This window comes from Rhodanobacter sp. FW102-FHT14D06 (assembly GCF_043950705.1).
Taxonomy (GTDB): Bacteria; Pseudomonadota; Gammaproteobacteria; order Xanthomonadales; family Rhodanobacteraceae; genus Rhodanobacter.
The window spans coordinates 3,172,963-3,185,382 of record NZ_CP170722.1 but is presented as its reverse complement, the minus strand read 5'-3'; the positions used below and the strand labels follow the sequence as shown (position 1 = coordinate 3,185,382).

Genomic DNA, 12,420 nt, shown 5'->3' with positions numbered 1-12,420 from the left:
CTCCCAAAAAAGAGGGGCAGTGCCGCGCATGGCAACTGCCCCAAATGCCCGAAGCCCTCGGGGTGATTCGGCTTGTGTCAGCCGTCGTTCAATGCGTTGCTGAATCCAGACAGGAACGCATCAGCGTCGAACATCTCCGGCACGTCGTCGAAGTAACCTCGCCCGACACGCTCGGTGATCGCCATCCATGCCGGGCCGCTCAGCCAGTCGCCATGCTTGGCAATCAGTGCGCATAACTGCGACTCCAGTTCCTGCTCGCCCGCGTTGTCGGTCATGACGCACCTCCAGACTTCACGGCCAGTTGCCAGTCCGTGCCGCCGCTGCCCGGTCGGTCCGTGGTCGGGCGGTTGCAGTGCCACAGCGCACCTTGATGCGTGACCAGATCGCCACGCGTGTAATCCTCGGCGGGTTGGTGGACGCCACGAAAGCGCATTGCCTTCGTCTCCACCTCGGCAGCCCGTGCCTTCAGCTTCTTGATCTCGCCAGCAAGCGAATCGACATAGCGGAATAGGTCGCGGTAAGTGACAGGCCGGGCTAGGTCAGCATCAGTCGCACCGGCGTTCCGTGCGATTTGTTCAGCGGTGGTCATCGTCTGGCCCTCACCATGCCGCGCCAGTGACAACCGCCACGCCAGCGGAGCGGATGACCTCATAGCCGATCAAGCGCGATGCCAGCAAGCCCACCAAGTTCGCCTGCCAAAGAGCTACCTGCCCGGTGGCGCCGCCTACTGGGGTTGAGGACATTTCCAGCGTTGCCTGCTTGCTCGACTCCAGGACGATCACGTCGTCACCCGTCAGCAACGAACGCGCGTCCACCGCCACCGCCTTGGTTGGCGCTGCGGAGCTCACGACGTATGGGACGCCAGCTACCTCGCCACCAGTAGGTGTGCACTTGGCAAAAGGGGTGCCGTCACTCGTGGCCAGTGCGTTGGCGTTCGTGCTGCCAAGAATCAGGTACGGAACCGCGCCCGGTGAATTCACCTTGTCCAACAGGGTGCGGATGTCCTTCAGCGCGTTGGCCGATCCAGTCCCGGATGATGCACTTGACGATGCACCACTGGTGATCGTGGTCACAAAGGCGGTGTCCTGCGCAACCGCCACCGCGTTCACCATCTCCTCGTCCAAGAACTGCTCAGCAAACGGGCCGCGCAGAAGTTCCTGCGTGACGGCGCACAGCGCAGTGATGCGACGCGGCGCCAGAGTTGTTGCAGCAAAGCCCATCTGCGTGACGGGCATGGGCGCACCTTCGGCGGTCACATTGCCAAAGCCAGCGCTGATGGTGGCGCCGACACGCGTTGCCAGTGGCGCACGACGCGAATCCGCAGCGATGGTATCGAAGGCCGACACCCCGACGAGGCTGGCAGCGAACGCCTCAGCGATGAATCGAACGTCATAGATATTGCCGGCCCATGCCGGATCGTTGGTCGAGCCGGCTGCAATGGCCGCCTTGATGACGCTGGGCACGCGGTTTGATGTGCAGTGTTCTTCGGCGACGCGCTTTGCCTGGAACAGGTCGCCATTGGAAAGCATCAGGCACTTGGCGTACTGGCTGAATTCAGTGGCGGGGAGTTGTGATTTCTTCATGTGAACCTCTTTGACGTGGGGTTATGCGGGGTTACGGGCGAGGTCGATTTCAGTGAGTGCCCACCTCACCAAAAGGAAACCCGCACTACGCGGGTCTTGGAACTTCTCAACGATTTCTATCGCTTGTGTCATGCAAGGCTCCGCGCGCTGCTGGCGATCCTGTTCAGCGAATCGCCCGCCCCTTGCTTGACCATCTGTGTGTTGGTCTTGGCGGTCTGCGAGATCGGGTCTTCCAAGTTCGCTAAGCGCTGGTCGATGGATGACAGCAGTGCGCGGATCTCCGGATCGGTCTCGGCGGCCTGTGTCTTGTTGGCTGGGCCCGGCGTGACGAGCGGGCCGCCGCTGATCGTCTGGATCAAGTCGCGGCCGAGCTGGCGGATGGCGTCGACGATGCTGGCGCTGGCATCCATCGTCGTGCCGGGGATGTCGGCGAGTTTCAGGTTGTCGAGGTAGCCGGCGAGGTTGGTGACGCCGAGGTCTTTCGCTAGATCCTGCAGCGAGAAGCCCAAGCCGCTGGCTGCTTCGCCGTAGCCGATGCCGTGGGTTGTGCTGATATCGGCGACGTACTGCGCGAGGGTTTTGGCGTCGTTGAAGCGCGTCATCGCTTCAGCTTGCGAGGCGTACTGGTCGCGCTTGCCGATCAGCGCGTTGTATTCCTTCAGCGCGTCGCTGATGCCGCCAATGCCGCTCTCGCCAGCACCGGGCAGGCCAAGGATCTCCTGCACCTTGTTGAACAGGCCGGTGTAGTCGGCGCTGCTGCTGTACAGCTTGCGGCCGAGGTTGAGCACGTCGTCGGCGCTGGTGACGCCGCTGCGCAGGCCCTGCAGAGCCACGTCCAGCTTTTGCTTGTCGTTGAGCGGGCTGTTGTCGCCGATGGCCAGCTGCGCGGCGGTCTGCACCTTGCCGCTCATCTTGTCGAGCAGCGCGTTGACCGCGTTGAGGCTGCTGCCGGTGACGTCGTAGAGCTTCGCGGCGAGGTCTTGCGCGGCGCTGCTGAGCTGCGCGATCGCTTCGGCGGCGGCGTGGGCGGCGAACTGATGGATGTTGGCCAGATCGCTTTCTTTGGCATGCTGCAAGCCCGCCGCCTGCGCCAGCGCGTTGGCCTGATCGATATTGGCCTGCATCTGTTTCGCGATCGCCTGCAGCGAGCCGCCGAAGGTGTTGTTAGCCGGCGCGAACTGGCCGACGAACTGCAGGTACGCCGCGCTGGCTTGCACCAGCCGGTTGTACGTGTCCGCCAGCGCTTCGCCGTCCGCCTGCATCGTCTGGGCGAACGCGACGACTTGCCCCAGCGTGGCCGTCGCGCCGAGCGCGAGCAGGCTGTTGCCGCGCTGAATGTCAGCCTGCGCGGCAACCATCAGCTGCGCGCCATCGAGCAGCGTCTCGGCGCTGTCGCGGAACTGCTCGGCGATCGACTGCGCCACCGCGCCGGCCGATGCCTCCACGACTTTCACCAGCGCTTCGGCGCCGAGGCGTTGCGCAGCGGCGTCGGCGGTGGCTTCCTTCCACGTGCGGCCGAGGTATTCCACCACGTAATCGGTGGTCTTCAGCTTGCCCTTTTTGTCGTAGGTTGACTGCGCGCTCAGCGTCGCCTCGATCATCGCCGGCACGTCGACGGCCAGCCTCTGCGCGCCAGTGACCATCGTCTTTTCGATGTTGTCGTAGAGCGCCTTGGCGGCCGCCGTCATCTCCGGCGTGACCTCGGCATTCTTCTGCCGCTTGTCCTTGTCGCCCCAGTCACTGGGCAGCAGGATGCCGCCGAAGCGGCCGAACGCCTGGCTCAACTGGCTGCGGTATTTCCACTGGTGGACGCTGGCGTCGGCGCTGGCGCCGTCGGCGCCGATGTTGAGGTCGACCGCGCTGGCGTCGGTGCGGTACTTCGTGCCGAATACCTTACCGCCCGAGACCTTGTCCACCACAGCAGCGAGTGCCGCGATCCAGCCCACGATCGGAATCCACGACATACCCGCCGCCGCGCCGAACGCACCGCCCGCCGCTGCGCCCACACCCATGCCACCAGCAACGCCCGCCGCCGTGCCGGCAATGCCCGCGCCCAGCGCACCATAGGCCACCGTGCTGCCCGCCGTGCCCCAACTGCCGTCACCTTGCCGCGACCCGTAGTACGCGCCGGCCAATCCGCCCGCCACGCTGGCATAGGGCGCCGCGTAGCCGCCGATCGATGGCGACATGCCGCCGTAGTAGCTCGCGGGCGTGAACGCATTCGCGCCGATGGCGACCTGACTGGTCGTCGCGCTGGTCACTGGCACGCCGACGGTGCTGGAGCCGCCGAACATGTAGCTATACAGGCTCTTCATCGTGCTGAGGTTGGAGAGCATGCCGCCGTAGCTATTGGCGCCACCCACGCTTCCGGCCGTCTCGCCGATCGTGCTGCCGCCGCCGTAATACTGCGCCGCCTGCGTAATGCTGCTGCCGCCAAGGCTTCCGGCGATGCCCAGCCAGCCAGCCACGCTGCCCATCGCGCCGGACAACAGCGGGCCGAGAATCTTCAGGCGCACGAACTGGCTGATGATGTCACTCACAAATTGCTGCGCGACGGATTTCAGGGACTGGCCGAAATCCTTCCAGCTCCGCGTCTGGCCCGTGATCAGGTCGCCGAACGACTTGCTGATGCTGGATGCTGCGTTTTCCCAGAAGCCGGCGTATTCCTGCGCGATGGCGTTCTGCTGCTGGGCATACTGCGTCATGTCGTAAGCGTTGGCGGCCGCTACTTCAACAAGCTGCCGCTGCGCCGCGATCTGCGCCTCTGTCGCGTTCGCGTTCTTTTCGCGATACGCCGTTTCGGCTTGGATGCCATTGGTCACAATGAACTGGTCGCGCGCGCTCAATCCGGCCATGGCGACTTGCTGCTGAAGCTGTGCGATCTGCTTGCCTGAGGTATCCATTTCTTTCTGCGCGGCGGCAGCGGCTGCATCACGAGCCGGGGCTAATTTTTCCAGCGCAGCAACCATGTCGCGCTGCGCCGACGCCTCCACCTCTGCCACGTTGGCGCCCTTAAGACCCTGCTTCTGGGCGGCGATCGCTGTCTGAATTCGCGCACCTTCCGCTTCGGCTACTTTCCGAACTACATCGGCGTAGTCATTCCAGGCCTTGACGTCTGGTGTTACGTCCTTGCCGATGTAGGAAGAAACCGCATCAGCAGACTTGGCTGATAGCTCTTCCATCTTCTTCTGATACGCATCAAGGGCTTTCGTTGCCGCGTCGATACTCTTCTTTGCCGCCGCCGCACCGGTACCAGTTGGGTCAGCAAAGGCTTTATGCAGCGCAGACCTTATTGCTTCAGCTTTCTTATCCGCTTCTTCATCAGTGCCGAAAACGTCGTCAATGAAATTGCCCGCTCCGGACGCGGCCTGCTGCTTCGGAAAATCGACAAGCTCACCACGTATTCTTGCGAGATTCTTCCCCGCCGCATCGAATGAGGCATCAATGCCGTCAGCGGCGCTTGACCAAATGTCCGTCAGTGACGACTTGAGGTTTTCCACATCCGCTAATGCCTTGGCATTGTCTGCTTTCAGGGCATCGGCATCAAAAGGATGGGAGAGGGAATCCTTGAGCAGTGATAGCTGAATCGTCACCGATGCCGCTGTCACAGCTACTGATTGGATGCCGGCTGAAATGAACTTGAACGATGCGGCTACCGTGTGGCCAACCGCCGCAATCCCTTCGAGGGTGTTGGTGATGCCTGAGACCGCAGTGTTCATCTTGTCGTGGTCAGATGCGAGATCCACAACTTCATCGGACCACGCATCAAGCTCCGGCAGAAGCTTGGTTGCCAGAACGTTGAAGAAGCCAAGGGACACCGACTGAAGCCGAGTGATGTTGTCGTTAAACTGCTCGGCAGCCTTCCCGGCTTCGCCGCTGATCGTCTGATTGAGCTTGTCGGCTTCAGCCTGCGCATCGCTCAAGCCTTGAGCGCCGTCTTTCAGCAGCGGTATGACGTTTTGGAAACTCTTCCCGAACAGCAGCATGCCGGCGGCTATCGCGTCAGGGTCACCCTTGAGTTGCTTGAACCGGTCCGAGAATTCCTTGAGCACTTCAACGCTGCTGCGTAGGCTGCCGTTTGCATCAGTCGTGGCGATGCCTAGCGCCTTGAATACCTGCGATTGCTGGCTGGTCGCGTACTGGGCCATGCTCATGTTCTTCGTGAGCTTGCCGAGGGTGGATTGCAGGTCCTGCGTGCTGACGTCTGCAAGCTTTGCCGCATAGTTGAGCGACGAAAAGACTTCCGTCGATACGCCAACACGCTGCGCTGCCTTGCTCAGTTCATCCATCTGATTGACGGCGCTTTTGATGGCGGAGGTGAAGCCAGCCACGGATACTCCGCCGCCAATTAGGGCGAGCGCTTGACCCCATGACTTCTGCACTTCCTTTGCGCGTTGATCTGCAATGCGCGCAGCTCGGCCCATATCGGATTCGAACTTGGCCATGCGCGCTTCTAGATCAATCGAGACGCTGCCAACTGAGTTAGCCATGTTTCATTCGCCCATAAAAAAGCCCCGCACCTGGCGGGGCATGGATCTCTCACGAGATGTCTGTTTCGTTACTTCAGTGCGTCACGGACGGCGCTGGCGACCAAGTGCGGCCGGGGGAGGAGTTCGCGGCCTACCTGCTCGATTTCCTCTAGCAATGGCGCGCGGTTTTCCCGGTAGCACTTCACCAGAAGGTCACCCATGCGAGTGATATTGGTGGCAGTGAGTGACTCGCACTGCGATTCCAGAATCGAAACGGTCGCCAATGCCTGCTGCAGTTCTTCAAGCGTTGGCGGCTGGACCGATAAATGAGTGGCGTCCATGAAAGCTTTCCCCCCTTGTACCGTGAGATGGATTCAATCACGGCGGAATAAATTGCCGCTCATTACGCGGAGCGGCTGCGCGAGACAAATTCATCATGGCGGTGTGAATCCGTCTGCATATCATTATAGCGATCGGTGGAAGTTAATCGTCCGTGCCCGGTAATCCAATCTGTGGGCGGCACGGTCGGATGGCGGTCGTGGAACGATTGCGCCATCGGCCCGAACAATTCCACCTTGGTGGAATCTGGCAACCAGGCGGGTTCAGCGAATGCGCGCGCGAAGCTGCGCCCGGTCGGTGTCGGCCGCCAGTTGTCCACGTCGGCAAATAACGCCACGGCCTCCCGATAGCGCTGGCGGTAGGCTCGCCCCGCCGCGTCTCGCAATATTCCCCAAGATCCATTCTCCATCTTGAACTGGCGCTCGCGGGCGCGAAGCGTGGGGCGCGTTGGCCGGTGGCGTTTCACTTGCCCACCTGCGGTAAAGCTTCCATCGGCGCGCTTGCGTCCGGTTCCGTCGCCACGGGTCTCCCCGTACACCAGGATCAGCAGCGCGTCGGCAGCCGCCGCTTGCAGCAGATCCATGTTTAGATCGTGCCCGCTGGCCAGCAGGTGGTTCGCGCCGTATCGAATGCAGGGCTCCAGACCCGTCAGGTTGCGTTGCCATACCAAGGCCAGCAGATCCGGCCTTATGTCGTGGCGGCCCCTCCCGATCATGGAGAATCCCATCCATCGCGTGGATTGGTCGCTTGACCTGCGGGCCACCATGCCCGCCTTCCGGGGCGCCTTTACGCCCGCATGCACCTTGCCTTCCTTGTCAACGCGAATCCACAGATCGCCCCGGCGCTCGACAGGCAGGTATTCCAGTTGCGTCGGTTTGTCCGAATCACTCCCTGCGGAAAACGTCAGTTCGTCGGCTACGTCCATGCCCGCGTCGGCTGCGTCCGGGTCGTCCAGACCCAGCGCACTGATACGGCCCGCGCCAAATACCGGCACGTCTACTGCTTTTGCTTCGCCCCGCCAGGCTTGGGTCATCGGTCAGCCCGCTTTGCGGAACGGGATCGGCGCGCACACAGGGCGCGGACGCGGGCCGACACGCGGACGCCACAACCAGGGCGGCACCACGATCAACTCGCAGTTGCCGCGCAGTCGCATCCGCTGCGGCGGGTACTCGCGGAAGTTCCAGCCTTGCGAGCGTTCTGCTAGCGCCAGCATGGATTCCAGTTCAGTGGCCATCTGTGTCTCCGGTGTTCGTGGTGGGCGTCCGCTTGCGATGCGGACGTAATGCGGACAAAACCCACTGGGTTACGTATGGGTTACGTAACGGTTTCGAGGGGTCGTTAGGCTCTAGAGCCTTTAAAGCGGTGGATCTAGAGCCAAGATCAACAGCACGGCAACGGCCTGCCCCCTTGGTAATAGTTATAAGGTGTACACGGGGCGTATTAGCAGAGGATCAAAAATGACCCTGACTAATACACGGGGCGTACAAGTCAGCGATTTCTTGTACACGGGGCGTACTAGAAGGCGGGCGACTAATACACGGGGCAATGCTGCCTTGTACATGTCGTGTATTAGACGATGCGTTTTCATGCTGCCCTTTTTGCTGACTCACGACGCCTTATCCGCTTTCTGGATTTGCGCGTGCCATCGGCCCAGTTGAACAGATCCTTGTCCTCCTTCCAGCTATTCAGCGGCGCGATTCCCGGCGCGATCATCAGCGGCGGCTTGTCTTTCTTCTCGTCGATCCGTCGCCAGGTAAAAGCATGCAGGTTCGGCTTGTTTAGCCCACCTTGCTGGGTGCGGACGATCAGCCCGTAGTGCTCGCACTCGTTGACCGCTTTACAGAGCGTCGTCGGTGATCCCCAGCCCGCATCCTTCATCAATGACCACGACGCGCACAGGTAGCCGTTGTTGAGTCCGGTGTACTGGCGAGCCAGGTCAAGGATCAGCTTTGTTCCGTAGGGCGTCAGCCGCGTGAAGTTCGGGCAGCGCAGCATGTCCAGCGGCACCACGAACGTCATGCCGCCGCCGAAGTCAGACCATCGGTTGTCTGTTTTCTTCCTTCCCATCCGTTCCCTCCAAAATGGCCATCGTGTAAGATGGGCCCGTCAGTACATCGTTGTGTGTGTTCGGAATCAGCCCACGTTTGCCGCGTGGGCTTTTTCATGCTCGTGATTTGCCACCATCCGCAACCGTTGAACGTGCGTCGTCGCCCCGTACAGAGACAGCACGACGCCATCGCATCGGCTACGGCTAGGATCGGCTGCAAGGGCTTCCAGCTCGGCGTGGATACGCTCGGCGAGTGCTGGCAACGCGGCCTGCAACTCGTCGGCGTTAGGCTCGGCGTACAGGCGGCGGGCCAGGTCAAGGTCGCCGGTCATTCGGCTGCCTCCTTTGCCTCGGCCAGATCGGTGGCCATCTCGTAGCAGTCGCGTACAAGACGCCAAGCCCCGTCCAATGCTCGGTAGTCCGACGTGTCCTCGTTAAGCCTCTCGCTCAAGACAGAGAGAACGCCTTCAGCACCTGAGAGACGATCGCGGAGTTCGGAGATGTCCGTCATGACTGCACCCCCTTCAACTGCACCGCTTCGACCAGGTTGCTCACCATTTGCAACTGATACGCAGCCCCGTGAAGCATCGTTGACACCTCTTGGGGTGAAACTCCCAAATAACTGCCCTCGACACTCAGTTCAAACGCCAACGTTTGCGCCGTGGCCTTTAGTACGTCCAACAAGATGCCAGCATCGTCCAGCAACTCGCAGTCGGTGGCATCGGGCGAAATCTGGTAAGCGGCGTTGAGCTTGAAGAACTTTGCCGGCTTGCGTGCATCGACCACTTGCACCTTGATGGATTCGGGTTGCGTGCTCATGCGTTTGTCTCCGTGTAATCGGAAAGGGTCGGCCAGGACGTGGCCGCATGGGTTTGCAGCGCCGCGCTGATCGCCTCGAAAGCGTTCCGCAAGGCAGTCTTCTCGCACCACGGGGCACTGAACACGCCGTAGCCGTTGACGGTGCGGTCACGCTGGAGCGCGGCCAGTGCGGACTCGACGTTGGCGCAGATGGCGGTGGTCGCCTGTTCGGCATGTTCGATGTTCATGCGGCCTCCTGAAGCTGGCCGACTTGCTGCCATGCGCCGCCCTGATACATGTCCATGACCAAGCCCTCGACAGGCACAGGCGACAGCGAGCCGAACCACTCCGACGGCTTCGCGCCCTGTTTGCGAGCTGCGCGTTTCAGTCCCGTCACCATGTCGTCGGATACGCCGGTGGCTTCGATGATCTGCGGCCATGTCAGCAAGGTGTCAGACGGCATGGCGAAGCGCACCAGCACCAGCTTGACCATCTCCGGGAAGGTCAACGAACGCAGCAGCCCGGACGGGTGAAGGATCATCTTGTTGGCGGTCGGCTCCCATGTCTTGTTGCTGGAGAACCAGACCACGGGCTTCTCGCCCACGGGTACGCCAGCGGTTGCCGGCAGGATCGAACCACTATTGATGATCGCGGTGGCGCAGTCGCGGATGGTGTAGTGGTAGACGATCATGCGGCTTTACTCCCCTGCTCCCGTTCCTGCTTGGCGATGAACTGCTCCAGCGAGCGGCGGGTGATGAGCCGGCGCCGGCCGATCTTGATGCTGGCAATCTCGCCAGTGCCCAGAAGCAGATACAGCGCGGATCGGGTGATGCCGAGCTGGCGGTGGGCATCGTCGATGCCGTAGGTGATGCAGTCGTTCGGGTTCATGTCGTGGCCTCTAGTTGGTTAACTAGGTTTTGTATGCATTAACCTAGTGAACGTATGTATATCCCATATCATCCAGATGTGCAAGACTGACAGCCGAATATCAGGCAGACAGCTACATGACCGAAGAGAAGAACAAGGGAGGGCGACCGCGCCGCGCACCAGGCGAGAGGCTGCAGCGTGTGACGCTCAATCTGCGCCCAAGCATCATGTTCGGCTTGGACTTGATCGCGCGCGATAGGCAGACATCGCTAAGTCAAGCGGCGGAATACGCGCTAGCGACTGTATTGCGCGACTACAGCATCGGCGGGCGCTCTGCGTGGGATATTTCTAAAGATGCAACGTTCATCGACCCAGATACGGGCAAAACTATGGATGGACCCCTTCTGAAACTGATGATCAGCATTCAGAAGCCGCCAGACGCGAGCGACTTGTCAGCCTCCAATCTTTTTAAGGAGATGAAGCGCTTCCAAACGGGCAAATCCCCACTGATGATGCTCGCCATCCCGGAGCGCCTCCGAACACCCGAAGAAGCGTTCATAGCGGCCGTTATTGAACATCATCCGCTTGACGCAGAGGGGGATCTCGATCTGCAAGTCAGGCAAATTAAAGACGCCTTTAGACTCGGGCTGTCGGCCCAAGATGCGGCCAAACAGATGCCATCGGCACCCGTTCCTCTAAGGCAGAAAGGGAAGCCAAAGGCTGCCCCAGCCCACAAAAAAACCCGCACTAAGCGGGGTTGATCGTCACGTATCGGTGGTCGTGCGCGACGACCGCCAGAACCTCGCAGGCGCGTACGCGACGGGTCACAACCGGTGCCACATCGGAACCGGTTTACCCCACCAGCACCTCGACCGCCGCCGCCTTGTGTTCCGGCGCCAGGTGGGCATAGCGAAGGGTCATCTTGATATCGCCGTGGCCCAGCAGCTCGCGCACGGTGTTCAAGTCGATCCCAGCCATGACTAGCTTGCTGGCGAAGGTGTGCCGCAGATCGTGGAAGCGGAAATCCTCCAGCTTGGCTTTCTCCATCAACCTGCCCCACGACTTCGCGGTGCATTCCAGCTTGAACAGCCTGCCCTCGGGTTCCTGCTTCTTCCACTGCTTCAGCACGGCCACGGCTTCGGAGTTCAGCGGGATGTGCCGCGCCTTGCCCGACTTCGCGTAGCCGGCGCGCACGGTGACGCGCTTCGCCCTTAGATCCACGTCGGCCCAGGTCAGTTGAGTTATCTCGCCACGACGCATGCCGGTATTGACCGCCAGCAGCGTCATGGGCATCAAATGGTCCGTATAGCCCTGAATCGGCGATAGCGGCTCCCTGCCGCGTTCATTGCGCCATGCAATACCAGACAGCCGCCTAGCCTTGAAACGTGCCTCGCGGCTTTCCAGCGCCTTCCTGAGCGCCTTTTCTTCCCTTGGTGACAGGTAACGCACCCGCTCCTCGATATCGCGCTTGATCCGCTTCAGACCCAGCAGCGGATTCACGGTCAACAGCTTCCACTCGACCGCCTTGCTTAGTGCGGCCTTGATCCGATCCAGATCGCGGTTCACCGTGGACGGATGCAGACCGGCTTTCAGACGCTTCGCCTTGAATTGGTCGAAGGTGACGCGCTCGATGCTGTCCAGCTTGTCGCCGTACAGATAGCCGAACTGTTTCTCGATGCAGTCGGCCGTCGCCTTGCCGGCCTTCGCGGTTGCCTCCAGGTGCGGGCGGTACAGCGCCATGAAGTCGCCGAAGGTTTCGACCTTGCCGGCCACGGGCTTGGCCGCTTCGATGACAGCAGCGGGCGCGCCGAGCGTGTCCACCTCGGTCATGGCCTTGCGTGCCCGCTTGCGTGCGCCTTCCAGCGTCAGCGTGGGGAACCGGCCCAGCGTGCTGCGCTTGCCGCGCGACCACTCCACGATGAATGCCTTCACGCCAGACGGCTGCACGCGCAACAGCAGGCCGCGCGTGTCGGTGTCGCGCATTTCGTAGGGCTTGGCGTCCGGTTTTGCGTCCGCCACGTTGCGCATGGTGAGCTTCAGTTTCATCGCCGATCGCCTCTGTAAGTGCACCGTAAGTGCAAATTGCAGAATATGGCGAAACGGGACAGGACACAACTGGACGTTAAATCAGTGACTTAGCGTGTAAGTAGCTGAACGGAAAGGGGCTAAAATTACGTTCGGGACGTATAAGTCGCAGGTTCAAATCCTGTCTCCCCGACCAAGAACAACGATCAAGGCCGCCTCAGGGCGGCCTTTTTCGTGGCCGTGGCGCATCGAAGGCCGCGTCATTATTGCGCCGGACCAGGCGCCATTCTCG

Annotated in this window: 16 protein-coding genes; 1 reads left to right on the top strand and 15 read right to left on the bottom strand. The window is 61.3% G+C overall.

Annotated elements, in window-relative coordinates; translation table 11 throughout:
• Window positions 1-77 precede the first annotated feature (77 nt).
• From ACFCQI_RS14245 to ACFCQI_RS14180, 14 genes are all read right to left on the bottom strand, one after another.
• Entirely contained in the window at window positions 78-275 is a 198-nt protein-coding gene (locus ACFCQI_RS14245; protein WP_395117746.1) for a hypothetical protein, read from the bottom strand.
• Complete coding sequence (locus tag ACFCQI_RS14240; RefSeq protein ID WP_395117745.1) at window positions 272-589, bottom strand: hypothetical protein; 318 nt, start codon at window positions 587-589, stop codon at window positions 272-274. The genes ACFCQI_RS14245 and ACFCQI_RS14240 overlap by 4 nt, the downstream gene beginning before the upstream one ends.
• Window positions 590-599: 10 nt before the next feature.
• Window positions 600-1,583, bottom strand: coding sequence for a phage major capsid protein (locus ACFCQI_RS14235; protein ID WP_395117743.1), 984 nt, complete (start codon window positions 1,581-1,583; stop codon window positions 600-602).
• 128 nt (window positions 1,584-1,711) lie between these two features.
• The gene (locus tag ACFCQI_RS14230) at window positions 1,712-6,028 is read right to left on the bottom strand and encodes a hypothetical protein (RefSeq protein WP_395117741.1); all 4,317 of its coding nucleotides are present in this window, start codon (window positions 6,026-6,028) and stop codon (window positions 1,712-1,714) included.
• Between the two features lie 113 nt (window positions 6,029-6,141).
• On the bottom strand, window positions 6,142-6,393 hold the full coding sequence (locus tag ACFCQI_RS14225; protein ID WP_395117739.1) for a hypothetical protein: 252 nt from the start codon (window positions 6,391-6,393) through the stop codon (window positions 6,142-6,144).
• 62 nt (window positions 6,394-6,455) lie between these two features.
• A complete protein-coding gene (locus ACFCQI_RS14220; protein ID WP_395117737.1) occupies window positions 6,456-7,424 on the bottom strand; it encodes a hypothetical protein in 969 nt (322 codons plus the stop codon).
• A 3-nt stretch (window positions 7,425-7,427) separates the two neighbouring features.
• Entirely contained in the window at window positions 7,428-7,625 is a 198-nt protein-coding gene (locus ACFCQI_RS14215) for a hypothetical protein (RefSeq protein ID WP_395117735.1), read from the bottom strand.
• 350 nt (window positions 7,626-7,975) lie between these two features.
• Window positions 7,976-8,458, bottom strand: a complete 483-nt coding sequence (locus ACFCQI_RS14210; RefSeq protein ID WP_395117733.1) for a hypothetical protein — start codon at window positions 8,456-8,458, stop codon at window positions 7,976-7,978.
• 66 nt (window positions 8,459-8,524) lie between these two features.
• Window positions 8,525-8,770: a hypothetical protein gene (locus tag ACFCQI_RS14205; RefSeq protein WP_395117731.1), complete on the bottom strand. Its 246-nt coding sequence runs from the start codon at window positions 8,768-8,770 to the stop codon at window positions 8,525-8,527.
• Window positions 8,767-8,949 (bottom strand): hypothetical protein, encoded by a 183-nt coding sequence (locus ACFCQI_RS14200; RefSeq protein WP_395117729.1) that lies wholly within the window; start codon window positions 8,947-8,949, stop codon window positions 8,767-8,769. The genes ACFCQI_RS14205 and ACFCQI_RS14200 overlap by 4 nt, the downstream gene beginning before the upstream one ends.
• The gene (locus ACFCQI_RS14195; protein ID WP_395117727.1) at window positions 8,946-9,257 is read right to left on the bottom strand and encodes a hypothetical protein; all 312 of its coding nucleotides are present in this window, start codon (window positions 9,255-9,257) and stop codon (window positions 8,946-8,948) included. The genes ACFCQI_RS14200 and ACFCQI_RS14195 overlap by 4 nt, the downstream gene beginning before the upstream one ends.
• The gene (locus ACFCQI_RS14190; protein WP_395117725.1) at window positions 9,254-9,484 is read right to left on the bottom strand and encodes a hypothetical protein; all 231 of its coding nucleotides are present in this window, start codon (window positions 9,482-9,484) and stop codon (window positions 9,254-9,256) included. The genes ACFCQI_RS14195 and ACFCQI_RS14190 overlap by 4 nt, the downstream gene beginning before the upstream one ends.
• Window positions 9,481-9,927, bottom strand: coding sequence for a hypothetical protein (locus ACFCQI_RS14185; protein ID WP_395117723.1), 447 nt, complete (start codon window positions 9,925-9,927; stop codon window positions 9,481-9,483). Before ACFCQI_RS14185 ends, ACFCQI_RS14190 begins: the two co-directional genes overlap by 4 nt.
• On the bottom strand, window positions 9,924-10,124 hold the full coding sequence (locus ACFCQI_RS14180) for a helix-turn-helix domain-containing protein (protein WP_395117721.1): 201 nt from the start codon (window positions 10,122-10,124) through the stop codon (window positions 9,924-9,926). Before ACFCQI_RS14180 ends, ACFCQI_RS14185 begins: the two co-directional genes overlap by 4 nt.
• Before the next feature lie 116 nt (window positions 10,125-10,240).
• On the opposite strand from ACFCQI_RS14180, the gene ACFCQI_RS14175 reads away from it, so the two are divergent.
• Window positions 10,241-10,864 (top strand): hypothetical protein, encoded by a 624-nt coding sequence (locus ACFCQI_RS14175; RefSeq protein WP_395117719.1) that lies wholly within the window; start codon window positions 10,241-10,243, stop codon window positions 10,862-10,864.
• Between the two features lie 91 nt (window positions 10,865-10,955).
• On the opposite strand, the gene ACFCQI_RS14170 is transcribed toward ACFCQI_RS14175, so the two are convergent.
• Entirely contained in the window at window positions 10,956-12,149 is a 1,194-nt protein-coding gene (locus tag ACFCQI_RS14170; protein WP_395117717.1) for a tyrosine-type recombinase/integrase, read from the bottom strand.
• Window positions 12,150-12,420: the final 271 nt, after the last annotated feature.